Raw genomic sequence first — 23,343 nt, 5'->3', positions numbered from 1 at the left:
CGCGCGGACGCTCACGGCGCGGCGATGTCGCGGAGCCACGCCACCGAGAGGACAGCCTGTCCGGCATCCGTCGGCGTGGTGAAGCCTGGCAGCGACGCGCAGCGAGCAACTGCGCCATGTCGATGTGACGGAGGCGGTCGCCGCTGTCAGTGACGCGGACATGCCATCCGGCGAGTGACACGGCCGGCCATGACAGAGGTCGGTCGCGCCCGGACGGGGACCGCGCCGCGGCCATGTCACCGTGGCAGATGTCGAGTCACCGCATCGTTGGACACGTGTGGCGGCAGGGCTGCGCCGGCGATGCCCGCGCCGGGGTCGGGGCCGGTGACCGACAAGGTGGGCACTCACCCATGCCGGTCACCCGTCGTGGGCCGGCCCGCCTCGGCATCGGCGCCCTTCGTTGACATTCTGTCCGGCAGTGCGCCTGATCAGGGGTTTGACACTGGCTCGGCGACCGGCATGACACGCACGGCAGGCCGCCGACGCCCGCTTCCCGCCGCGGGCACTCGGCCAGGCATCGCACCCGCAGCGATCCGGAGGAGCACGCCGGGGACACCGACGTGCATGTCCGGCCCGGTCACGCGCCACTGGACACGGCGGCGATGACAGCTGCGCGGACGGGGATGCCGCACCGCCCCGTGTGACACCGTGTCATCGCCCTTGTCATGACATCGAGGTAGCGCAGCGTCCCATGACATCGATCGGCAGGACTGTCATTGGCCGGTGCCGGTCAGGAGCCCCTGCGGTCACGTTCTGCACGCGTCCCGCATTCCATCCGCCCCCGGCGGACAGACCCGGTCGCGAACCCGTCCTTCGCGTTGTGCATCGAAGCGCCGCGTCCATGCATCGCGCCCTGGCGGGGCGAGGCGAGCGGGGTGACAAGTCGGCCGCGGTCGGAGCACAAGCCTTGGGGATGGGGCAGGTCGCCTGAGAACTGGCAGGCGCGACCGCGTCGTGTGAGTGGCTGTGAGCCGCTGTGAGTGAGGCGGGCGTTCGCCGGAGCACACACACGCGGGTTTAAGGGTGTCAGCGCACCACATGCGCGGCGCGGAGCCGACATTCACATGAGCGAGCACACGCCGCAGCACCACAACGACCCTGTCCACCCTGTTGACCCGCTCGAAGTCGACTCGACCCTGATCGACCTGGTCGCCGGCGACCCGCCGGTGCCGGTCACCGTGTGGCGCACCGCCCACAGCCCGGCCGACGCCGGCCGCAGCGTCGGTGCCCGGCTGGCCTACCGGCTCGTCGCCGCCTACACCCGTCCCGGTGAGGTCGTCGTCGACGTCACCGCCGACCACGCCCTGGCCGCCGTCAGCGCAGCAGGCCGGCGGTGGCACCACCCGGCCTGGTTCACCGAGGCATCCAGCCTGATCATCGGACCGGCCACCCCGCCGGCCCGCACGGCCCCCGCCGGCGGCGAAGACGACGACCTGCTCGACATGAGCGCCTGGTTCGGCAACGACCTCACCGACCCCAACCTGCCCACCGAACCGCCCACCGCACCCGGCCACACATCCCCGGCCGAGGTGACGAGCCTGGTCGTGGCCTGCTGGCCTCTCGACCCCGCCGACGCCACCAACAGGATCCGGCTGGCGTGGCTGCTGACCGCGTGCGCGCGGCTGCTGCGCCCCGGCGGCTGCCTCGTCCTCGTCGTCACCGTCCCGGCCGCCGCGACCGGCGGGCCGGAGGATTTCACCCCGGTGGCCACCGCCGCCGCATCTGTCGGGCTGGGCTACCTGCAGCACATCGTCGCCGTCGCCGCCGACATCAGCGACGAGGGCGACGCGTTCGTGTACCACGTCACCGACGAGGAACTGCTCACCCTCACCCACCAGACCGACCAGCGGTGGGCGGTGGCGCACCTGCGCGTCCACGCGGACCTGCTCGTCTTCTCGCCAGCCGGGATTCCCGAGAGTTCAGGGAAACTGATGGGTTCTCGACGTGAACCCAAGGGTTCGTCCGCGCAGTCACGCTATCGCGGATCCGGGGGTTCGCGGTGAACCTGGCTGAGCGTCTGGCGACTGTGTTGCGTCAGGAAGGTGGTCACTGTCCGACGGAAGTCGTGCGGGTTCTCGACCCACGGCAAGTGACCGGATCCGGCGAGGCTCACCCGTTGGCTGTTGGTCAACGCTTGGTGTAGCGAGTCGACGGCCCAGCGGGGGCGGATGTCCTCGGTGCCGTCGATGATGAGCACGGGCAGGTCGAGCGCTCGGCATTGCACGGCCATTTCAGAGTTGCTGAGTTCTTGCTTGACCTCGGCGTTGATGGCCTGGTTGCAGTCGTAGTTGATGCCCAGCCATGGCGTGGCCATGCCTTCGGCGTGCCGCAGTGCGGTGCCATGGTCGGCGAAGTCGGCCGACCATTGCAGTACCGCCTGTTCGCGGTCCTCTTCGGGCGTGCGGGTGCGGGCGCTGAGGGCCTCCCACCGGTCCAGATGATGCCCGAGCCGCAGCCTCAGATTCCGCTTGTAGTGCGGGTGCCAGCCGCGTTCGGGGTCGATGCCAGTCCCGGACACGTAGATCAGATGGCTAACCCGTTCGGGGTGTTCGATGGTGTACCGCAACGCCAGGTGCGCACCCCACGAGTGGCCCAACAGGGCCATTCGCGGTCCGGCCAGTTGGTCGCGTACCGCGTCGAGGTCGGCGACGAAGCGGGCAACGCTGTATGGTCCGCGCCGCTGCGAGCGTCCACAGCCCCGCTGGTCCCATCGGATGGTGCGGGCGCGATCGTCGAGCAGCCGGGCGACCGGGTCGAGGTAGTCCCACAGGCCCGGACCGCCGTGACAGAGCACCAGCGGCGGCCCGCTGCCGGACTGTTCGGCCCACAGGTGGCAGTTGTCGTCGCTGCGCACGTCCAGGTTCATGGGCGACAGTATGGCGGCTTGTGTGGGGCCGCTTTCTGAGCGAGACGGCCGGGTCAGCTGATGGTTGGCTGCGCGTGCCGGCCGGCGTGGGCAGTTAGGCCCTCGGTCTGCTCGGTTGGCGTGCTCAGCAGTTGTCGCGCCGCGGCTGCGTAGCGGATCGCGGTGGCCTCGCAGATGCCGAAGACCTCAGCCAGGTGCAGCGGGTCGGCGCCGCTGACGAGGGCTTCGTCGAGGTGACGGTCGATGCGCAGCCGTTCGAGGGTCGCCGGCAGTCCGCGCAGGATGCGGTTGAGCCAGGGGTGGCTGACGGGGCCGAGCCGCACTGCGCTCTCCTTGCTGATCAGCAGGTGCGGGTTGGCGGTGTTGGGCCAGCGGCGGCGCCGGTAGTCGAGCCAGTCGGTCAACGCGGTGTGGGTGAGGTCGTCGAGAGGGCGGGTGTGGCCGGCGACGGTGAGCCGCCGGTTGACAAGGTCCACATCGGACAGCTGCATGGTGATGATGTCGCCGTGTCGGGCGGCGTGGACGGCGGCCAAGGCGACCGCGACGCGAATGTGTGGCGCTGCGGCGGCTTTGACCGTCGGCGTGATCTCGGCTGGAGTGAGCGGCTGCGGGAGTGGCCGCTCGACGCGGCCGACCTTGATCCGGTTGGTCGGGTCGCGGAAGACGACCTGGTGGGCTTTCGCCCACCGGAACAGCGACCGCAGAGCCTTCATCGCAGTCAGGCGCTGTTGTCCGCGCAGCGGCCGGATCCGGTCGAGGACCTCGTCGCGGGTGATCTCACGAAGGTGCCCGTAGCGGGCCGACCAGTCCAGCAGCATCGGCTGCAGGGCGGTGGCGAGGACACGGACGGTCTTGGGGTGGCGCGGCTTGGTGCGGGGGCCACCGTCGATGAGCAGCAACGCCCAGCGGTGGACGTCACGGCCGATCGCCGGCGCGACCCCGTCCAGCTTGCGCTCCAGCCAGCGGTCGATGGTCCGGGTCCGGTCGTCCTTCAAGATGCCCATCTGGTCGAGGATGTGGGCGGTGTGGTGAATGCTGTTTCCTCGTTTCCGCAGTGCTCGGTGGATGTCGGAGAACCGGATCGTCTCGCTGGCGGTGTGGTCGGCAAGCAGCATGATCAGCGCACGGTTGAGGGCCTCGCGCACCACATCGGTGAACCCACGGGACTCGGCGAAGCTGTATGCCAGGTGCAGGGCCCACGCCAACCAGGGGTTATCCAGCGTCGGACGGGTGCGCAGGTCGACACGGCGCCGATAGTCACGAGGCCCGGGGTCGAACAGCGACGGCTGGATCCAGGTGACGACAGGCCGGCCCACCGCTGGCGGCAGCGGATCGGGCGGGCCTGCGGCGCGGCGCTGCCGGCGTGCCTGGCCGACTAGGTCGCGGGGTGCAGGCATCTCGGCAAGAAACAGTTGGTGATGGCGGACCCGGCGGGCATAGGGCAACAGCACGACATGGGTGCCGGCCCGGCCGTCCAGCGCGATGCTGCGGTCCTGACGAGCCTGGCACCAGCACAGCCGGCAATGCCCCCGCTTCACCGGCATCGACCGGCGACAGGCGCCGCACTCGCCAGCGGGCCATCGCCGGGCGAACTCCCAGCACGGGCGGCACAGCCCATTGTTAAAGCCGCGTCCCCACGCCAGACAGCCCACGCAGGTGCGCAGGTGACGGCCGGGCACGCCGCGTGGGCTCATCAGCGGTGCTCAGGCCGGAGGCAGCGACCGGCCGTCACGACGACGGGGCACCACGGCCAACACCGGTGCACCGGCCGCCGCAGCCATCGACTGCTCGCCCTGGCCGGCCTGGGGAACCTTGTCCGGCTCAGGTATCAGCAGCTCGCCGACCTGGCAGCCGAGCACCGCGCAGATCACGTTCAAGTCGTCCAGCTTGATCGACGCCGGTCGGCCCGACCACAGCCCGGACATCTTGCCCGCCGAGATCACCAAGCCTCGTTCGGCGAGCATCCGCTGCAACTCCGACGCCTTCCAGATGCCGCGGTTGGCCGCCGCGAGTCGCAGGTTCCACCGCATTCAGATCAGTCCTTCCAACCGCTGGGCGGCCCGCTGCTGCCCGGCGACCCAGGCATCCTCGATCCGGGTTCGGTGCACGTGGACGTAGCGCATGGTGGTGGCCACCCACGAGTGGCCGAGCAGCTCCTGGATCGAGATCAGGTCCACCCCGGACAGGTACAGCTGCGACGCGCAGAAATGCCTCAGCACATGCGGCGTCAGCGTGTCCGCCCAGGTCGGGAGATGGCTGGCCGCAGCCGCAGCCAAGCCCTGCCGCAACGCGTCGTCACCGACCCGCCGGCACGAGCCGTCACCGTTCCTACGCTCCGACGGGAACAGCGGCGCCCCGGGCCGGGTGTGGTCGGCGTCGAACTGGCCCCACACGTCCTCGATGAACCAGCGCAGCGTCCGACCGGCATGGTTGACCAGCGGCACCATCCGCTCCCGAGGGCCGGAGCCACGCGATCCCTTGCCGTGACGGACGTGCAGCTTGCCGAACCGGCCCAGATCCCACTTCACGTCAGTCAGGTCCAGGCTGCGCGCTTCGTTGATCCGCAACCCGACCTCGGCCATCAGCCGAGCCGCGGTGTAGTTCCGCGCGGCCGGCGCAAACTTGCGACAGCTGGCCAGCTCACCCGCCCAACCGGCAAACAGCTGCGCCACCTCCACCTCAGACGGAGGAATACGCAGCCGGGCGTCCTTGCGGCCCCGGGGCCGGTTCATCTCGTCGATCGGGCACTGCACCACCCGGCCGGTCAACGCGTGGATCTCGACCTTGTGCCGCAACTCGAGGAACGCGAAGTAGGTCGTCAACGCCTGCGCCCTCGCCAGCCGCGTCCCGCTGGCCGCGTCGCGTAACACCCGACCGAAGTATGCGTCGGCGTCGGCCGGCTCCATCTCCCACAGCGGCCGGCCAAACCACGCACGCACCTGCTCCAGATGGCCCACATCGGCGCGCACCGTCGCGTCGGCCAGCCCGGCCGAGGCCCTCGCCAGCACGAACCCGGCCAGCACATCAGTTTCGAACTCCACCAGCTCGGCCGCCGACGCCGGCCCACGGTGCTCCCGCAAATCCCGCACCACCGCCAGCGCCAACCCGAGCACCCCACCTTCACCAACACACCCGAAAGGCCAACCACTGTGCAAACGCTTCAGAATCCCCGAAGTTACGTCGAAACCACCCAGACGACCCAGACAAGCGATCTGCCCAGCCAGAAGCACTCCAGCGTGTTCACCACCCCAACGAACTCGCGGGATGTCGCACACGCGCCGCGCGACGGGCGCCGGAACGGGGGTGAGCGCCGTGGCTGAGCACACCCCCAATGAGGCGAACCTGCCCGGCGGGGACACCCATCCCGGCCGGCACCGCGCCTACGACGGCCGGCACCGGGCCACCACCGGCGGCCACCACGTGGCGGAGCCCGATGTCCTGTCGGTGTGGGCGACCGCGCAGAAGACCGGACCGGTGCAGCGACGCGGCCGGTACGTGCCCGAGTCGGTCAAGCACCCCGCCCGGATGCTCCCGGCGATCGCCGCCCACGCCGTGCACGCCTACACCCAGCCCGGCGACCTCGTCCTGGACCCGATGTGCGGGATCGGCACCACCCTCGTCGAGGCCATCCACGCCGGCCGCGACGCCATCGGCGTCGAATACGAGCCCCGCTGGTCGAACATCGCCGACGCCAACATCACCCACGCCCACGCCCACGGCGCCACCGGGCGGGCGTCGGTCGTCCGCGGCGACGCCACCCGACTCCAGTCGCTGCTGCCCGCGGCGCTGGCCGGGCAGGTCGCCCTCGTGGTCACCTCACCGCCATACGGGCCCACCGTGCACGGCCTGGTCCGCCCCGGAGCCGACGGGGTCGAGAAGTTCGACAACGCATACAACGACGGCACCGACCGCGGCAACCTCGCCTACCGCGACCTGACCGGCCTCGCCGACGGATTCGAGCAGATCCTGCACGGCTGCGCGGTACTGCTGCGCCCCGGCGGCACCGTCGTGGTCACCGCCAGGCCATGGCGCAAGAACGGACAGCTGGTCGACCTGCCCAGCGCCGTGATCGCCGCCGGTATCCGCGCCGGCCTGGTGCCGACCGAGCGGTGCGTCGCGCTGCTCGCGGCCGTACGAGGAGGGCAGCTCGTCGCCCGGCCGTCGTTCTTCCAACTCCAAGCCGTGCGCAAGGCCCGCACGGCAGGCACGCCGCTGCATCTGATCACGCACGAGGACGTGCTGATCTTCCACCGACCGGCGCAGCCCGGCTCGAGTTCCGAAACTCCGAAGGACGCCGCCGGGGGCGGGGTTGTCGCATAAACCTACCGACCCGCCGTACCGGAGCCTCGACGCTGGTGTCCGGTCCTTTGCTGCTGGCCGTCCGTAGGGAGGCCTTCTTCGCCTGCCGTACGGGCGAGCATCGCTCGGAGAAGCTTTCGGAACTGCCGCGTGCGACTGCGGGACGAGCCAAACCCAAGTGCGTCGATCTTGAGATCTGCCCGCATCGCCGCTAGCAGCATCTCGCTAAAGGGTGTCTCGTAATTCGGTGAAGGCGTTGCCTGCCAACGATGTCGGCGTCACCCGGCGAGGATGATGTTGTGGAGATGGGCGATGCCGGAAGCGGTGTCGGTCAGTGTTTTGGCGGCGCGGCGGTAGTCGCGCAGGATCTTGAAGGTCTTCATGCGGGCGAGGGCGTGTTCGACCTGCGCTCGGACGGTGCGGTGCTGCTTGTTCAGGTCGGCCTTCCAGTCGGGTAGTTCGCTGCCGTCGGTGGGTTTGCGGTAGGGGATGATCACGTCGGGGTTGCCGCGGTAGGCGCCGTCGGCCATGACGGGCCGTCCGGCCAGCTTCTGGTCGATGCCGCTGGTGCGGTAGACGATGGTGTCGTTGCGGTTGCCGGGTTGCGGGTCGCCGAGGGCGACGACGAGGTGGGTGTGGGCGTCGATGGCGACCTGCAGGTTTGTGCTGTAGCGGTAGTTCTTGCTCGGGGCGGCCAGGCGGTGGTCCCGGGTCGGGATGAGGGTGCCGTCGACGATGGTGATCTGGTCGACCCGGCGCCGCCGTACTGGTGCCAGGGCGAGCAGTGGGCCGAGGGTGTCGATGACCCGGTGCGCGGCGGAGTGCGACGCCCCGAACAGCGGGCCGATCTGCCGCATGGTCAGGTTCGTGCGCCAGTACGCGGCCACCAGCAACACCCGGTCGGCGAGGTCAAGCGACCATGGCCGGCCCGGTCGGCCATCGGCGATCGTGTCACCGCCACGCTCGGCGACCAGCCGGACCAGCCTGCGGAACTGGGCGGGCTGCAGTCCGGTGAACGGGAAGATCCACTCCGGGCGGGCGGCTGAGATCACCTGCACCCCGACATGATCCACCATGGACCGCCCCTCGAATTACGAGACGTCCCTTAGCTAGGTGCAGCTTCGCGTCGAGTTCATTCCTCTGGGTTTCGTTCAGGCCTGACCAAGTCTGGGCGACCGACCGCAGATGGTCGCGGTATTCGTCGGCGATGGCGAGCACGTCGTCCGATGCGAACAGGCGCATCTCGCGCTCGACCTTGTGGGTGTCGGAGATTGTCACCCCCATGTCTGTTAAGAGGTCCGCGCCCGTCAACTCATCCTGGTGCCTGTCGAGGATGTTGATGTAGCGCTGATACAGGTCATAGCGACGTTCCACCAGCTTCGACACGTAGGCGTCGTGCCTGGCCTTCGCTTCACGCCGGGCGTTGAACCAGCTCCCTACGAGCACGCCCACGAACGCTGCAGCGCCAGTAACAGCCGTTAAGACCAGCTGCTCACGAAATGTCACTGGGGCTCCTTGGGATGAGGTTGTTGGCGCCCGGCGACCTCAAGCTTGTGGCCATCCTCGACCACCGCACAAATGCGCTGGCAGGCATCCCACCACCCCAGCGCGTATTCCGACCGGGATGGCGTCCACCGACGACGACGCCCACGTCGCCCCACCCATCCGAGAAGCAACCATGGAGACACCCTCGTCGGCTGCCGCCCGCACCAGACCACGCCAGGACTCGTCATCGTGCTCTTCGACGACAAGCTGCGCCCTGATGACCGATACGGCGGCGAGGAGCCGGGCTAAGACCGCAAAGACGGCCCCACCGACGTTGTCACCCCAGGTCCTCGACGTTTCCGCGGGCCCTAGCCCTCTTGCACGAAATCCCACAACCGCTCTCACCGACCACCTCATTCGGCACCACCTGCCTCCGCCGCCGAAGGCCGCCCCACATGGGTGGCTTTCGCACGTCACCTGTGGAAGGAGCCCTCATGCTGCCGAGTCCGTCACCTGAGCACCCGCCGCCGTCCGGAAAGGGTGTATGGACCCTCGAGCGGATCCGCGCGCTCGGCGCGGTCACCGACATCGCCACCACCGGCCAGATCTTCGGGCTGTCCCGCAGCACCGCCTACGAGATGGCCCAGGCCGGCACTCTGCCAGTGCCGGTGATCAGGGTCGGCTCCCGCTACCGCGTGTCGGTGGCCGCGATCATCGCGGTCCTCACCGCCACCGAGCCCACCCGCCCGCCGCCGTCGACTTGATCAATCCGCCATGGCGAGCGTCGATCAACCACCAGCGACACCCGATAATCCGATGCCGCGCAAGGGCATCGGCGCATGGAGAGGTATCCCTGATGGCCCAAGGGTCGATCACCAAACAGTGCAGCTGCCGCCTCGACGGCAAGCGCCTCGGCGCGCGCTGCCCCAAGCTGCGCCGCGGTAACGGCTGGAATCCCCACCACGGCAGCTGGGCCTACCAACTTGAACTCCCCGCCGACGCCACCGGCCGCCGCCGGCAGCTGCGCCGCGCCGGCTTCCACACCCGTGACGATGCCGTCAACGAACGGGATCACGCCCGCGGGCTGCTCGACCTCGCCGGCGCGGATACGGTACTGCGCCAGCACATCGCGGACCTGCTGCACCACCTCAAGCCCGGGGAACCACTGCCCCGACGCGATCTCATCGCCCGCCGCATTCACGCCGGCGTCCCCACCACCGGCAGCACGCTCACCCTCGGCGCCTACCTCGACACCTGGATCAACAACCGCACCGGGCTCTCCCCTGCCACCCTGCGCAGCTACCGAGACCACATCACCAAGTACTGGAAACCCCAGCTCGGGCACATCCCCCTGCACGCCCTCACCGCCGGGCACATCCAAACCGTGTTCGCCGCGATCGAGGCCCGCAACGCCGAGATCCTCACCCTGCGCGCCAGCCCCGACCAGGCCGTCCGCGGCACCGTCAAGGGTGTGCGCACCGTCAGCCCCGCCAGCATGCACCGCATCCGGGCCACCCTGCGCAAGGCCCTCAACGACGCCCGCCGCATCTACCACCACCAACTCGCCGACCACAACCCCGCCGAAGCAGTCGACCTTCGCTCCGGCACCCCACCCAAGCCGCGCCTGTGGACCGCCTCCGCAGTCAAGCGCTGGCGGCACACCGGACGACGTCCCGGCCCCGTCATGGTCTGGACCCCCGCCCAGGTCGGCGAATTCCTCGACTACGTCGAAGCGCACGACCCGGAACTGTCCGCGCTGGTCGACCTCGCCGTGCATCGCGGACCCCGACGCGGCGAACTCGCCGGCCTACATGACTACGACGTCGACCTGGCCACCGGCGAGATCACCATCACCGAGCAACGCACCAGCGTCGGCTACCAGATCATCGAGAAGGAGGTGAAGTCCGCCGCCGGAGACAGGATCGTGCCCCTCGCCGCGGAAACCATCACCGCGCTACGCGCCTACCTCGCCCGACGCGCCGCCTGGAAACTCGCCGCCGGCCCCACCTGGCACCACAGCGACATGTTCTTCGTCCGCCGTGACGGCCGACCCTGGCACCCCGAACTCATCACCGCCCGCTTCGACCGCCTCGTCACCGCCAGCGGCCTACCACCTGTACGGTTCCACGACCTGCGACACACCGCCGCGACCCTCATGCTCGCCGCCGGAGCCAGCATCAAGGAAATCCAGGACACCCTCGGCCACGCCTCCTACAAACTCACCGCCGACACCTACACATCCGTCCTGCAGGAACTCAAGCGCACCACCGCCGAAGCCACCACCAAACTCATCCCCCGCCGCAGCCGCAAGGCGGCATAAACACCACCCAGCCCTCGGACGGCTGATCCCTCGGGTGCTCGCGTTCAACCTCGGCGTGGAGGTCGGGCAACTCGTCACGGCCGTGGCCATGTTCATGATCGGTGACGTGCTGCGGCACCACCTTCCCCGGCGACGGGGACATGCGGCTGTCGCACGTTGCGCTCGTTGCGACCGGCGTCGTCGCCGCGGGGATCCCGGTCGTCACCTCCGGCGGCGAGGCGTGGCGACTCATGCGGGCCGACGCTCAACCGGCGTCGTACGGAGCGGAACCGGCGATGCGCCGGCTGCCAGGCCGCGACGACCGGCTGCTGGCCCTGACCCGTGGCGCCCTCATCGTGGCGGTGAGGTGCTTGGCCGCCAGGGGCACCCGGGGCCACCGGGCGCCCTGGTGTGCCAGGAGACAGCGACGGGACGCGGACGCGACCGGTTCCCGAACGGCAAAGTTAGCCATGCTCACGATGTCCGGTCCGGTCCGGTCAGCTCTGTCCGGTCCGCTGCTGGCGTGACGTTGTCGACGGTGGCGGGCAGGATCTCCAGGCCGTCAATGAGTGCGCGCTTGTCGGACAGGATCGCCGCCGGCATTCTGCAGCTCGCCGCCAAAGCTGCATTCAGAGAGTCGATTGGAAGATAATGGTAGTCCCATGTTTCTGTATAGCCATCTTCGCGCGCGGAGTAGGCGAGCTTGCGGCCTCCGCGTAGGCCCAGGCTGACCAGAACGGCTAGAAACGCCTGCTCTCGTTCGCGGGCGAGTTCGCCGTCCAACGCTGCGGATACCTCGAGTGGTTGCCACCCGTATCGGCGGAGCTTCGCCAGGCGGTCCTTCGGGACGTTGGTGATGCCGATCTTGCGTTGTTCACGGCCGTCAAACGTACGGCGCAGCAGATACATGTAGCCCGGCTTGGCCGGGCTGTAGCCCGTAACGGCGCAAATCGGACAGTTGGTGTCACCGGAGGTTCGGTTCGCCACCGAAGTAAGCCACGTATGGTCAGGGTTGTTTCGACAGCGCCAGGTGAGCCGTTTATGGGTACCGGCGAGGATCTGGTCGGCGGTCAGGCCGTCGTTGAGGCCGGGGTCCATCTCGGCGGCGATCTCCGGGAAGCGCGCAGCGAGGGAGTTCGTCACGGACAGCCGTTGGCCGGCGCAGCACGGGCAACCGTTGCCGGCATAAGTTCTGCTGGAGACGGTCGCCGGCCACACGTGGTCAGGGCCCGCAGGGCATCGCCACATGAGTTTGCGCTCGCTTCCGGCCATGACCCGGTCTGGGGTCAAACCCTCGTTGAGGGCGCTGTCAAGCTGTTGGGCGACGGCGGGAAACAGCGTGGCGAGGGAGTTCGTCACCGACACCTGTTGGCCGGAACAGGCGGGGCAGCCTGTCGCTTCCGCGCCGGTTCGTTTGTCGATGGTGGCTGGCCATTCGTGGTCTGGGCCTTGATCACACTTCCACCAGACGAGAGTGCGGCTGCCGGCGACGATCTTGTCCGGAGTGAGGGTGCCGTTGCGGGTTGGGTGCCACTGCGAGGCGATGTCCGGAAACCGGGCGGCGAGGGAGTTCGTCACCGACAGCTGGAGGCCGCGGCAGCAGGGGCATCCGGTTCCGACGACGGTCCGCTGATGGACTCGCGTTGCCCAGACGTGGTCAGGTCCTCGATCGCAGAACCACCAGGCGCGGACCGTGGAACTGGTCCCGATGACCTGCTCGGGCGTCAAGGTCCCGTTGCGCGTCGGGTGCCACTGCGCCGCGACGCCGGGGAAGGTGGTAGCGAGTGAGTTTGTAACCGACAATTGCCGGCCGCTACAAGCGGGGCAGCCGGTATCGCGGGTTGTTCGGGCGGAGACAGCGAGGGTCCATACATGATCGGGACCTTTCACGCACCGCCACACGGCGCGGTAGCTGCTGCCGGCCACGACCTGGTCAGCGGTGAGCCCTTCGTTGAGAGCGGAGTCGAACTGGGCGGCGATCTCCGGGTGCAAGACGGCGAGGTTGTTTGTCGGGGAGGCGCGTTTGTTGACACAGTACGGGCAGCCAGTTCCGCCTCTGGTGCGGTTTTTTGGAGCGCTCTCCCAGTAGTGGCCCGGTTCTTGCTGGCATTGCCACCAGGCAGGTTTGTTGCTGTAGGCGGTCACGTCTTCCGGCCGTCGGTCGCCGTTCTTTGTGGGATGCCATTCGGCAGCGACCGCTGGGAACAGACTGGCTAGGGAGTTCGTCACGGACACTTGATTGCCTGAGCATGCCGGACAGCCGGTCCCATCGGTAGTTCGGCTGTTTGGCGAGGTCCTCCAGATATGATCGGGACCGGCCGGGCAGCGCCACCATCGATACTTGTTGCTGCCGGCGATCACCTGGTCGGCAGTGAGGCCGTCGTTGAGGTCCTTGTCCAACTGCTCGGCGACTTCCGGAAAGAGCATGGCGAGTGAGTTGGTGACGGACACTTTCTGGTTCGCGCAGTAGGGGCATCCGGAGCCGAGTGTTGTACGCTGGACAACCCTCACCGACCATTCATGGTCGGGCCCCGCACCACATATCCACCAGACGATCGTGGCGCTGCCGGCAGGCACATCATCGGGTGTAAGCGACCCGTTCCTCGTGGGATGCCACTGCACGGCGACTTGCGGGTAGAGGGCGGCGAGCGAGTTCGTTGGCGATGCGCGTTTGTTGGTGCAGTACGGGCATCGGGTGCCGTCGACGGTACGGGAGCAGATCTGGGTTTCCCACTGATGGCGCGAATCGGCGGCGCACAGCCACCAGGCTCGCTTGTTGCTGCCGAAAACGACCTTGGCCGGTGTGAGTGTACCGTTCGCGTTAGGATGCCACTCGGCGGCGATATCTGGGTAGCGGGTCGCGAGGGAGTTCGTTACCGATACGCGCTGATTTACGCAGAAGGGACATCGGCTGTTAGGGCGGGTCACGTTCGAGACCACGGCCTGCCATTCGTGGTCGTCGCCCTCGCGGCACTTCCACCACAGTTTTCTGCCGTTACCCGCCGTCAACGTGTTCAGGTCCAGGCCGGGATTGCGGGTCGGGTGGAGCAGCGTCACCAGGCGGGGGTAGGCGTCACGCAGCAGAGTTCCGCGCTCGAAGCGCATGTTCCGGGCCGGGCTACCAACGGTCGCGAAGGCAGCTTCGCCCACCCCTGTGGCTTCCATGCCGAACAAAGTATCCGCAGGGCGCGACATTGAGCCATTTCCAACCTAATGCCAGAAGATCGCCTACCTGGCGGCCGACTCGCGGCGCCGGCAGGGTCTGCTAGACAACATCCAGGTCATCCTGGTGCTGCCTACACCGGCGATCTTCAGCCAGCCGAACTGGGCCAAGGTTCTCACCCGCATCACCGCCGGTTACGGCATCAAGGTGCGCTACAACTCCCAGCTCGTCGAGGTGGACGGCGAGCGCCGGCGGGCAGTGATCCTTGACAACGCCGCCGGCACCAGGGAGACGATCGACTACGAGCTGCTGCACGCCGTACCGCCGCAGAGCGCACCGGCACACAACTGGATGCTGCTCGCCGAATTCGACTACGAGCTCAAGCCGAAGCCGAGCTTTCCGTTGATCGACACGATGAAGCCGCGCTACGACATGTGGCTGCTCAAGCGGTACGGGCTCAGGGCCCCGGCAAAGTCGTGACGGTGACTGATTTGTGAGGCTTGGGGTAGAAGCGCCGTTGGTGGTGGCAGCAAGACGGGCATGACCGGCTCAGAAGATCATCAAGGTTCTCTACGCCATGCTGATCGCCCGAAGTGAGTCATGCCCGCGCTGCCATCATCGCTGATCTCGTCCCTGTCCTGCGCACCGGCTCTGACCGTTGCCGAAACCGCTGGTGGGCTGCCCGAAGCGCTCGCCGGTCTGCCTGATCCACGCGCCAGGCGAGGTGTCCGGCATCGGCTGACGGTCGTGGTCACTGCAGCGGTGTGTGCTGTGGTCGCCGGTTACCGCTCGTACGCCGCGATCGCCGAATGGGTCGCCGACGTGCCGGCGGCAACGGCTCTTGCCTTGGGCATGGCTGCCGACCGGCGCCCATCGGAGGCGATGATCCGTCGGCTGTTGCAGGCCATGGACCCGCACCTACTGACCGCGGCGATCGGCGTCTGGCTAGCCGGCCGGGCCACCAACACCTCGACAGCCGGCCGGGCGATCGCCGTCGACGGCAAGACCCTGCGCGGCTCCCGCACCCCCGGCGCCCCGGCCCGGCACGTGATGACCGCCTGCGACCAGGCCACCGGTGTGGTCCAGGCCAGCATCGACGTCGACGGCAAGACCAACGAGATCACCCGGTTCGCGCCGCTGCTCGACCAGATCAGCGACCTGCGCGACACCGTGATCACCGCCGACGCCCTGCACTGCCAACGCGAGCACGTCACCTACCTCGCCCAGCGCGGCGCGCACTGGATCCTGACCGTCAAAGGCAACCAGCCCCACCTGCACGCCCAGCTCACCACGCTGCCCTGGCGGGCAGTCCCGGACGCCGCACGCGACACCGACCGCGGACACGGCCGCCGCGAGATCCGCAGCTGCAAGATCCTGACGATCTCCACCGGCATCGACTTCCCGCACGCCGTCCAAGCCATCCGGATCCGGCGCCGCAGACGGCGTCTGGACCAGCCCAAACGCTTCACCACCGAGACCGTCTACGCCATCACCGATCTCCGCGTCCACCAGGCGAAACCGGCACAACTGGCCGGCTGGATCCGCGGGCATTGGTCGATCGAAAACAAGGTCCACTGGGTCCGCGACGTCACCTACGACGAGGACCGCAGCCAGATCCGCACCGGCACCGGACCCGAGGTCATGGCCGCTTTACGCAACGCCGCGATCGGCGCCCTGCGCCTGAGCGGGGTCACCAACATCGCCGCCGCCAACCGGCATCACGCCCGCGACAGCACCCGCCCGCTGGCACTGCTCGGCATCACCTGACGACTTTGCCGGGGCCCTGGGTACGGGCTGCCGGCGATGTACTGGCACGGGATGCTCCGCGGACTGGCCTGAGCGGGATCTCCGAACAGCCAGAGCCCGCCCCTCGGGGCCGGCAGCATCTCAACTGAAGGGGCATCCGCATGAGCTACGCAATGAGCGTCCGCCTGTCCGCCGGCTTCGGCCCGACCGTGGAGCGCGTCCGGGCGGGCGCTGAAGGAGCAGGGCTTCGGGGTGCTGACCGAGATCGACATGCGGTCGACGCTCCGTGAGAAGCTGGGTGCCGACATCGAGGACTACGTCATCCTCGGCGCCTGCAACCCGCCCCTGGCCCACCGTGCCATGCAGGCGGACCGGACGATCGGCCTACTCCTGCCATGCAACGTGGTGGTCCGCACCGAGGGGCCGCACAGCACGGTGGTGCAGGCCATGGATCCACAGGTGATGATGGAGCTAAGCGACGCGCCCGAGCTGCGGGGGATGGCCGACGAAGCCGCCGCTCGGCTGCGAGCCGCACTGGACGGCCTGTCGGCCTGAGAGAGTGTTGGGTAACTGGAGGGCTACTTCGGGTTGAGTTCGTCGTCGAGGCGTCGGGCTGCTTCGGTCTCGATGGGGCCTTGCGGTTCGATGTCCTCGCCGGCGAGGCGGGCGGCCATCAGGCGGATCATTGCGACTTTGATCATCGCTTCGGCGTGCGCGGGTTTGCGTTCGTAGTCGCGGGCCAACCGTCTGCACCGTCCCAACCAGGCGTTTGTTCTACCACCCAGCGTCGGGGTAGTACCTGGAAGCCTTTCACGTCGGCGTTGCGGGCCACGATCTGCAGGTCGATCCCGGCGTGCGTGCGGGCCCATGCCAGCAGGCCCGCGTCGACGCGGTTGACGTAGCCGGCGTCGGCCCAGACCAGGCCCAGCAGCGGGAACGTCTCGGTGATCCCCGCGAGGACCAACCTGGCTCCGGCACGCTCTTGTATCGACGCGGAATGCACCACCGCCTTGAGCAGCAGTCCGCAGGTGTCGACCAGGACATGCCGCTTACGGCCCCGCGTGCGTTTGCCGGCGTCGTAGCCGATCGCCTCGCCGCCCTGGTGACTGTGCGCGGTCTGCGAGTCCAACACCGCCGCCGATGGCTGCCGGTCACGTCCCTCGGCCACCCGCACCGCGTCTTGCAGCCGGTCATGCACCCGGTCCCACGTCCCGTCGGCGCTCCAACAGCGAAACCACCGGTAGGCCACGTCCCACGGCACGAGGTCATGCGGGACGTGCCGCCACGCCGTACCAGTCCGCAGCACGTACAAGATCGTGTCGATGACCAACCGACGTGGATACCGCAACGGCCGACCGCCCCGACTCCGGTTCCGCTGCGGCAGCAACGGCTCGACCACCGCCCACTGCCGGTCAGTCAACGACGACTCATACGCCGGCTTACAGACACAACGACACAGACGTGATCTTCGCTGACACAGCCAACGAAGATCACGTCCAGGTATCACAACACTCTCTGAGCTTGTTCTTTAACCTCGGGCGTCTCGGTCGACAGGTAGTCCTGTGTGGACTCGGCGTGTCGTGGAGACGCAAGCCGGCCACCGTCTGATGATCCTTCGCGTTCCCTGCAATGACACGAAGAACAGAACAGGCGGTGGCCGTGGCCACGATTCTGGACTACCTGGGTAGCGTCGTGTTGCCCGACACGCCCACGCCGGACATGTCGGTGGTCGGGTCGGCGGAGGATCCTGCAGCGAGGTTGGCGGGGTTTCGTCGGGACTTCTACCGGTGTCTGCCACGTCGGGCGGACGCGTTGTTCGAGCTCACCGACGCGCTGCTGTGTTCGGGTGGGCCGGTGACCAGCCTGGTGGACCTGTCGTTGGCCGCCGAGCACCGCCGTGGTCACGGCGCCCTGTACGACGCGTTGAGCGCCGGCTGGATCGATGTTGCCCGGCTGCGGTTGCCCTCGCAGGGCTGGTGCTGCCCCGCGCCACGGACGGGCGGATCATGCTGGCCGTTGACGTCAGCAACTGGCTGCGCCCGGACGCGGTCACCAGCCCAGGCCGGTTGTTCTGCCACACCTACGGGCGCGGGAAGGGCCAAGCGCAGATGATCCCCGGCTGGCCGTACTCGTTCGTCGCCGCCTTGGAACCAGGTCGCACGTCGTGGACACAGGTGCTCGACGCGGTGCGGCTGGGCCCGGCCGACGACGCCACCGCAGTCACCGCCGACCAGCTCCGCCAGCTGATCGACCGGCTGATCCGCGTCGGGCACTGGCGGCCCGGCGACCCCGACATCCTGATCGTCTGCGACACCGGCTACGACACCGCCCGGCTGGCCTGGGTGCTGTCCGACCTGCCTGTGCTCCTGGTCGGCCGGATCCGCTCAGACCGGGTCCTCCGGTTTCCCAAGCCGGCCAGGCAGCCGGGCGCCATTGGCCGGCCCCGCAAACACGGCCCCGAGTTCGCCTGCAACGACCCGGCCACCTGGCCTACGCCGCAGCACACCACGCTCACCCCGACCAGCCGCTACGGAACCGCACAAGCCGACAGCTGGGACCAGCTGCACCCCAGGCTGACCCGCCGCACCTGCTGGATCGACCACGACGGGGACCTGCCGATCATCGCCGGCACCCTGATCCGGCTACAGGTCGAACACCTGCCCGGCGAGCGCGACCCCAAACCGGTCTGGCTGTGGTGCTCCGCCATCGGCGCCACCGCCGCCGATGTCGACCGCTGGTGGCAGACGTTCCTGCGCCGCTTCGACCTCGAACACACCTTCCGCCTGTTCAAACAGACCCTGGGATGGACCCGGCCGAAGATCCGCACCACCGAAGCCGCTGACCGCTGGACCTGGCTGATCATCGCCGCCTACACCCAGCTACGCCTGGCCCGGCCCCTGGCCGCTGATCTACGCCGCCCCTGGGAACGCCCCGCACCACCCGAGCGGCTCACCTCCGCCCGCGTTCGCCGAGGGTTTCGCAACATACGTGCGACCAGCGCCCTGCCAGCCGGTGTCCCCAAACCCGGCAGACCCGGTCCAGGACGGCCGCCCGGCTCCACCAACCGCAGACCAGCACCCCGCCACGACGTGGGGAAGACCGTCAAACGCGCCCCGAGCATCACCGCCCACAAGGAACGGGAAGGTTAAAGATCAAGCTGAGGCGCAGCAGGGGCGCGAGATCTTCCCGCACCCCTGCGCAGTCGCGTCGGTGCCTGTCCCAGGCGTCGTAGCTCATCGCTGACGAGAGCACCGGGCGGGCGATCCTCGTCGACCCACGTCGGGAAATCGACGAATACCTGACCGACGCCCGCGAGCACGGCCTGACCATCGAAGGGGTGATCAACACCCACTTCCACGCCGACTTCCTGAGAGGGGCACAGGCCCGGCTTGGGCGTTGCTGTCGTGGTGGGCGTTGCGGCGCATCGGTAGCAGGGTTGGGCCGTCGGGCAGGGTGATCGCTGGTCGGGGTGTGTAGCCGTGGCGGCCGAGCAGACTTTGCCCGGCTGGAGGGGTGACGGTCCAGGCGGGTAGGTCGATGCGGTCGAGGCGGCTGCGGTGGTGGGTGAGCATCGCGGTCGCCAGCCCGGTGTTCTGGTTGTCGGGGCGGACGGCGAGGAACGCTAGGTGGTAGTGCGGTTCGGTGGGCTGTTTCAGGGTCAGCAGGCTGTCCAGCAGGTCGAATCGGCCGGTGTGGCCGGCGGCGGCGTCGGTGAGCCGGATGCGGTACTGCGCTGGTGGTGGGATGGGCCGGTAGCGGTGAAAGCCGACGGTGACGGCGGTGAGGTCGTCGGTGAGGTGGATGTCGCCGAAGAACATGGCGTGTTCCACCCAGATCGCGACGACGTCGGTGAGGACTTGGCGGCGCCGTGGTGGATCGGGTATCAGCCAGGCGGCGAGTGGGGTCGGGTGGAGGGCGTCGGCGATGAGCGCGGCGACGGGGTTCTTGTCCGCCCAGCGGGCGGCACGTATACGAGCGGTGGTGTCCATGGCGGTTGGCGTCCGTATTGGGTGGGTTAGCGGTAGGCGGCGGTGGCGAGGTCACCGACGGCGGCGTCGACGGCGGCGATGGTGTGGCGCACCGTCCGGTGGTGCTGGCCGGCGATCGCGGTGAGTCGTTCGGTGAGGGTGGTGGTGTCGTCGTCGAGGTAGAGGTGTTCGGTGAGGCCGAGGGTGGCGACGAGTCCGGCGAGGGCTGCGGTGTGGTGGTCGGGTTGCTCGCGGCCGTGTGCGAGGTAGCGCAGGCGGGCCCGGGTGACGACCGGCCATTTGGTGTCGGTGGGCAGGTAGGTATCGGCGCGGGCGAGCCCGCCGAGGCGACGTCTGGTGTGCTGGCGGAGGATGCCAGCGGCGACGAGCCCGGCGCGGGTGCGCTCGTACAGGTCCGCGGAGAAGGCGCGCAGGAATGCCTTCACTGGTGGTGCGGTGCGCCGGTGGCGGATGGCGGCGAGGGCGGTGTCGGCGATCAGGTCGCCGACCGGTTGGTCGGTGTGCAGGCGCAGCCAGCGTTCCCCGGCCGGGCGGTCGTCGGTCGGGTCGAGGAGGATCCGGCCGGCGAGGAACAGGTCGATCAGGACCGCGCCGGCCAGCCCAATGGCCAGGGATTGTCGGTGGATGTGTAGTTGGCCGGTGTCGTCGTCGTGGCCGAGCAGGAACAGCTCATCGCGCAGCGGCAGTCGAGGAACGCTCATTGCGCCACTCCCCTAAGCAACCCGGCGGGCGAGGTGCCGCAGGCGGCCATGCACGCCGCCGTACGCGGCTTCCGGAGAGGGCAGCAGGGCCTTGTCGACCGCGGCGAGGACGGTGTAGTTGGGGTCGCAGACGTTGCCGATCGGCGCCCGCCCCGCCTGCGACACCAACTGATAGGCGTCCAGCGCCTCCAGGCCGGTCAGGGACGCGACCCAGCCGACCATGTCGTGGTGGGCGATGCGGTAGGCGTCCTCCAGCGGGCGGGCGCAGCCGATCGACATGATCGCCGTGTCGGTTTCCAGGCGCGGCCACACCGTCGGCACACCCTTGATCACCTCAAGCGCGAGGGTTGTGGTGGTGGCGATCTCCACGCCGACGCCGCAGGCCTCGCCGTTGCCCTGACGGGCGTGGCCATCGCCGAGGGCCAGCATCGCCCCATGCACCCTCACCCCGAGGTACAGGGTGGTACCGGCGCGAAGTTGTGGGGTGTCGAGGTTCCCGCCGTGCGTGTCGGGGACGATCGTGGAGCGGGCCTCCATCCCACCGGGGGCGACCCCGATCGTCCCAATCATCGCCTCCAGCGGCAGCTCTGCGGTGTGGTCGGTCTCGGTGGCCTGGAACCGCACGATCCCGGCCTGCCGGTCGATGCCGTACACCCACACCCGCTCCTCCAACGGCGGCTGCAACGTCGCCGTGTGGGAGGTCGACGTGAGGGCCCCGAAGTGCGGAAACGTCGACGACACACCCCAGTCCCGGGCGGGCGTGATCGAGGCGAGGTGGATGGCGAGGGTGTCGCCGGGCTCGGCGTCCTCGACGAAGAACGGCCCGGACACGGGGTTGAGGTAGGGCATGCCGCACACCTGCGACGGCAGATCCCCCGGCCCCCGCACAAGCCCGCCGAAACAATCCTCCGTGAACACCTCAAGCACATCACCGGAGCGAAGGTGGGCGACCGGCATGCGTCCGCCGAAGGTGTAGGCGAACTCGTCCCGCGCCGGACGGTAGGTGATCTTCTCCATGCCGGTCACACCCTCTCCACGTCACGCCGCTGCAGCGGCTGCACCGGCGCGAGCCCCGACAGGACCGGCCGGCGACCCGTGGCGTACAGGCCGGCGAGCACGATCACGCCGAGGGCCAGCCAGGCCAGGCCCAAGCGCTGGGCGGCGATGTTCGCGTTGACCACCACATAGGCCAAGATCGCGAAGCCGACCGCTGGCATGACCAGGTGCGCCCACCAGTTGCGGCTACGGCTGCGGATGAGGTGGTGCACGACGACGGAGACGTGCAGGACCAGGAAGGCGACCATCGCCCCGAAGTTGATCAGCGACGACAACAACGTGATCCCGTCCGCCCGGGTCGCCATGTACAGGCCCAGGGCGAGGGACACGGCGCCGGTGAGCAGGGTCGCGTTGATCGGCACGCTACGGCGAACCGACACCTTCGCCAGGAACGCGGGCAGCTGCCGGTCACGGGCCATCGCATACAACAGCCGGGACGTGGCGACCTGCGCGACCATCGAGTTCGGCAACCCCCACGCGACCGCGGTCGCCACCGCGCACAAGGTCGCCAGCCAGCTCCCGCCGGCCACCTGGGCGGCGTCGTAGAAGGCGGTGCCGTTCGCGTCACCATCGGCGAGCAGCGAGCCGGGGTTGGGGACGAGCATCGCGGCCAGCCACGTCTGCCCGATGAACAACACCCCCGCCACGACGAGGACAGCCGCCATCGCTCGGCCGATCTGCCGGGAACCGCCCTTGGCCTCCTCGGCCAGCATGCTGATCCCGTCGAAGCCCAAGAAGGACAGCACGGCGATCGATACCGCGCCCGCCACCACCGACCACGTGAACGTGTCCGAGTTGTAGAACGCCTCCCAACTGAACCGGCCCTTCCCCGAAGCGATCGCCCGGCCGGCGACGGCGAGGAAAACCGCCAGGACGATCAGCTCGCCGACCAGCATCACCCGAGTGACCGCCGCAGTCATCCGGATGCCGACCGAGTTCACGATGGTGTTGACCGCGACGAACCCGAGCAGCCACAGCCACACCGGCACGGCGGGCACGGTCGCGTGCATCGCCACCGACGCCACCAGATACAGCAGCCCGGGTACGAGGACGTAATCGAGGAGGATCACCCAGCCCGCCAGGAACCCGACGGGCGGGCTGATGCCCCGGCCCGCGTAGTTGTAGACGCTGCCCGACATGGGGAAAGCCCGGACCATCTGCGCGTACGAGAACGCCGTGAACACCAGCGCCACGACACCGATCGCGTAGGCCAGGGCGACCATGCCCCCGGAGCCCGCGTACACGCTGCCGAAGATCGCCATCGGCGCGATCGGCACCATGTACACCAGCCCGTACGCCAACAGGTCCCGGAACCGCAGCCTGCGGGCCAGCTCCTGCCGGTAGCCGTACCGGATCAAGTCGTCTGGGGTCGTCATCAGAACTCCTCACGAGGGTGAGAGTGTCGGCATGAACGCGATGGCCGGCTGCCGCGGTCCACGCGGAGGAGTCGACGGCAGCAAAATTTGGCACTGCTTCCGCGGTCACCGATGCATCCATCGGTGACTACTTCCGGACCGGAAGTGATCCGGTGGAGGAAGCATGACAAGGGCATCTATGCCAATGGATTCCCAGCGGTGGCGAGAATTTCCCCCACCCACACATCGGCGGTGGCCTGCATATACGTTGATCGTTTGGCCGGAAACTACCCACTGCGGCACCGGCCGTCTCGCCGCCATCCGTACCGGTTCCGACGACAGGGGCGTTACCGTGCGACGGAGGGCCACACGTAGGGGGTGACC

The 23,343-nt window shown here is 68.6% G+C and carries 20 protein-coding genes and 2 pseudogenes; 9 read left to right on the top strand and 13 right to left on the bottom strand.

Going from position 1 to position 23,343, the window contains the following annotated elements; translation table 11 throughout:
• The first annotated feature begins 1,064 nt into the window (after positions 1–1,064).
• Positions 1,065–2,003, top strand: coding sequence for a hypothetical protein (locus OG994_RS25810; RefSeq protein WP_328851252.1), 939 nt, complete (start codon positions 1,065–1,067; stop codon positions 2,001–2,003).
• Here OG994_RS25810 and OG994_RS25805 read toward each other — a convergent pair.
• The 4 genes from OG994_RS25805 to OG994_RS25790 form a co-directional block, all read right to left on the bottom strand.
• Positions 1,976–2,866, bottom strand: a complete 891-nt coding sequence (locus tag OG994_RS25805; protein ID WP_328851251.1) for an alpha/beta fold hydrolase — start codon at positions 2,864–2,866, stop codon at positions 1,976–1,978. The genes OG994_RS25810 and OG994_RS25805 overlap by 28 nt on opposite strands.
• Positions 2,867–2,919: 53 nt before the next feature.
• Positions 2,920–4,410, bottom strand: a complete 1,491-nt coding sequence (locus OG994_RS25800; RefSeq protein WP_328851250.1) for an integrase — start codon at positions 4,408–4,410, stop codon at positions 2,920–2,922.
• 159 nt (positions 4,411–4,569) lie between these two features.
• A complete protein-coding gene (locus tag OG994_RS25795) occupies positions 4,570–4,896 on the bottom strand; it encodes a helix-turn-helix domain-containing protein (protein WP_120332021.1) in 327 nt (108 codons plus the stop codon).
• Entirely contained in the window at positions 4,897–5,979 is a 1,083-nt protein-coding gene (locus OG994_RS25790) for a tyrosine-type recombinase/integrase (protein WP_328851249.1), read from the bottom strand.
• A 190-nt stretch (positions 5,980–6,169) separates the two neighbouring features.
• On the opposite strand from OG994_RS25790, the gene OG994_RS25785 reads away from it, so the two are divergent.
• The gene (locus tag OG994_RS25785) at positions 6,170–7,186 is read left to right on the top strand and encodes a TRM11 family SAM-dependent methyltransferase (RefSeq protein WP_407942547.1); all 1,017 of its coding nucleotides are present in this window, start codon (positions 6,170–6,172) and stop codon (positions 7,184–7,186) included.
• Positions 7,187–7,443: 257 nt separating this feature from the next.
• Here the strand turns inward: OG994_RS25785 and OG994_RS25780 are convergent, their stop codons facing one another.
• Positions 7,444–8,223 carry a transposase family protein gene (locus tag OG994_RS25780; RefSeq protein WP_328851247.1) on the bottom strand — a complete coding sequence of 260 codons (780 nt, stop codon included), beginning with the start codon at positions 8,221–8,223 and terminating at the stop codon, positions 7,444–7,446.
• Positions 8,117–8,671, bottom strand: a complete 555-nt coding sequence (locus OG994_RS25775; protein WP_328851246.1) for a hypothetical protein — start codon at positions 8,669–8,671, stop codon at positions 8,117–8,119. Before OG994_RS25775 ends, OG994_RS25780 begins: the two co-directional genes overlap by 107 nt.
• A gap of 473 nt (positions 8,672–9,144) precedes the next feature.
• Here OG994_RS25775 and OG994_RS25770 point away from each other — a divergent pair, with 473 nt between their 5' ends.
• Positions 9,145–9,414 (top strand): helix-turn-helix domain-containing protein, encoded by a 270-nt coding sequence (locus tag OG994_RS25770; RefSeq protein ID WP_328851245.1) that lies wholly within the window; start codon positions 9,145–9,147, stop codon positions 9,412–9,414.
• A gap of 92 nt (positions 9,415–9,506) precedes the next feature.
• Positions 9,507–10,970 carry a tyrosine-type recombinase/integrase gene (locus tag OG994_RS25765; RefSeq protein ID WP_328851244.1) on the top strand — a complete coding sequence of 488 codons (1,464 nt, stop codon included), beginning with the start codon at positions 9,507–9,509 and terminating at the stop codon, positions 10,968–10,970.
• Positions 10,971–11,423: 453 nt separating this feature from the next.
• On the opposite strand, the gene OG994_RS25760 is transcribed toward OG994_RS25765, so the two are convergent.
• Entirely contained in the window at positions 11,424–14,114 is a 2,691-nt protein-coding gene (locus OG994_RS25760; protein ID WP_328851243.1) for a zinc-ribbon domain-containing protein, read from the bottom strand.
• Between the two features lie 124 nt (positions 14,115–14,238).
• On the opposite strand from OG994_RS25760, the gene OG994_RS25755 reads away from it, so the two are divergent.
• From OG994_RS25755 to OG994_RS25745, 3 genes are all read left to right on the top strand, one after another.
• Positions 14,239–14,592: a hypothetical protein gene (locus tag OG994_RS25755; protein WP_328851242.1), complete on the top strand. Its 354-nt coding sequence runs from the start codon at positions 14,239–14,241 to the stop codon at positions 14,590–14,592.
• 120 nt (positions 14,593–14,712) lie between these two features.
• A complete protein-coding gene (locus OG994_RS25750) occupies positions 14,713–15,879 on the top strand; it encodes an ISAs1 family transposase (protein ID WP_328851241.1) in 1,167 nt (388 codons plus the stop codon).
• Positions 15,880–16,110: 231 nt separating this feature from the next.
• Positions 16,111–16,413 (top strand): DUF302 domain-containing protein, encoded by a 303-nt coding sequence (locus tag OG994_RS25745; protein WP_328851240.1) that lies wholly within the window; start codon positions 16,111–16,113, stop codon positions 16,411–16,413.
• Between the two features lie 23 nt (positions 16,414–16,436).
• Here OG994_RS25745 and OG994_RS25740 read toward each other — a convergent pair whose 3' ends face one another.
• Both OG994_RS25740 and OG994_RS25735 read right to left on the bottom strand, forming a co-directional pair.
• Positions 16,437–16,559: a hypothetical protein gene (locus OG994_RS25740; RefSeq protein WP_328851239.1), complete on the bottom strand. Its 123-nt coding sequence runs from the start codon at positions 16,557–16,559 to the stop codon at positions 16,437–16,439.
• Positions 16,556–17,365 carry an IS5 family transposase gene (locus OG994_RS25735; protein ID WP_328851238.1) on the bottom strand — a complete coding sequence of 270 codons (810 nt, stop codon included), beginning with the start codon at positions 17,363–17,365 and terminating at the stop codon, positions 16,556–16,558. Before OG994_RS25735 ends, OG994_RS25740 begins: the two co-directional genes overlap by 4 nt.
• A 122-nt stretch (positions 17,366–17,487) precedes the next feature.
• On the opposite strand from OG994_RS25735, the pseudogene OG994_RS25730 reads away from it, so the two are divergent.
• A pseudogene (locus tag OG994_RS25730) lies at positions 17,488–19,007 on the top strand (NF041680 family putative transposase).
• Between the two features lie 86 nt (positions 19,008–19,093).
• Positions 19,094–19,234, top strand: a pseudogene (locus OG994_RS31630) (MBL fold metallo-hydrolase); the annotation flags it as partial.
• On the opposite strand, the gene OG994_RS25725 reads toward OG994_RS31630, so the two are convergent.
• Genes OG994_RS25725 through OG994_RS25710 form a run of 4 tightly spaced genes read right to left on the bottom strand, consistent with a single transcriptional unit; the run spans position 19,200 to position 22,980 of the window.
• Positions 19,200–19,847: an N-acetyltransferase gene (locus OG994_RS25725; RefSeq protein ID WP_328851237.1), complete on the bottom strand. Its 648-nt coding sequence runs from the start codon at positions 19,845–19,847 to the stop codon at positions 19,200–19,202. The pseudogene OG994_RS31630 and the gene OG994_RS25725 sit on opposite strands and share 35 nt — an antisense overlap.
• A 26-nt stretch (positions 19,848–19,873) precedes the next feature.
• Complete coding sequence (locus tag OG994_RS25720) at positions 19,874–20,548, bottom strand: GOLPH3/VPS74 family protein (RefSeq protein ID WP_328851236.1); 675 nt, start codon at positions 20,546–20,548, stop codon at positions 19,874–19,876.
• A 12-nt stretch (positions 20,549–20,560) separates the two neighbouring features.
• Complete coding sequence (locus OG994_RS25715; protein ID WP_328851235.1) at positions 20,561–21,574, bottom strand: acetamidase/formamidase family protein; 1,014 nt, start codon at positions 21,572–21,574, stop codon at positions 20,561–20,563.
• A complete protein-coding gene (locus tag OG994_RS25710) occupies positions 21,571–22,980 on the bottom strand; it encodes an APC family permease (protein ID WP_328851234.1) in 1,410 nt (469 codons plus the stop codon). Before OG994_RS25710 ends, OG994_RS25715 begins: the two co-directional genes overlap by 4 nt.
• Positions 22,981–23,343 lie beyond the last annotated feature (363 nt).

The organism is Micromonospora globbae (genome assembly GCF_036184225.1).
Taxonomy (GTDB): domain Bacteria; phylum Actinomycetota; class Actinomycetes; order Mycobacteriales; family Micromonosporaceae; genus Micromonospora; species Micromonospora globbae.
This window is presented reverse-complemented; position numbering and strand designations above follow the sequence as displayed.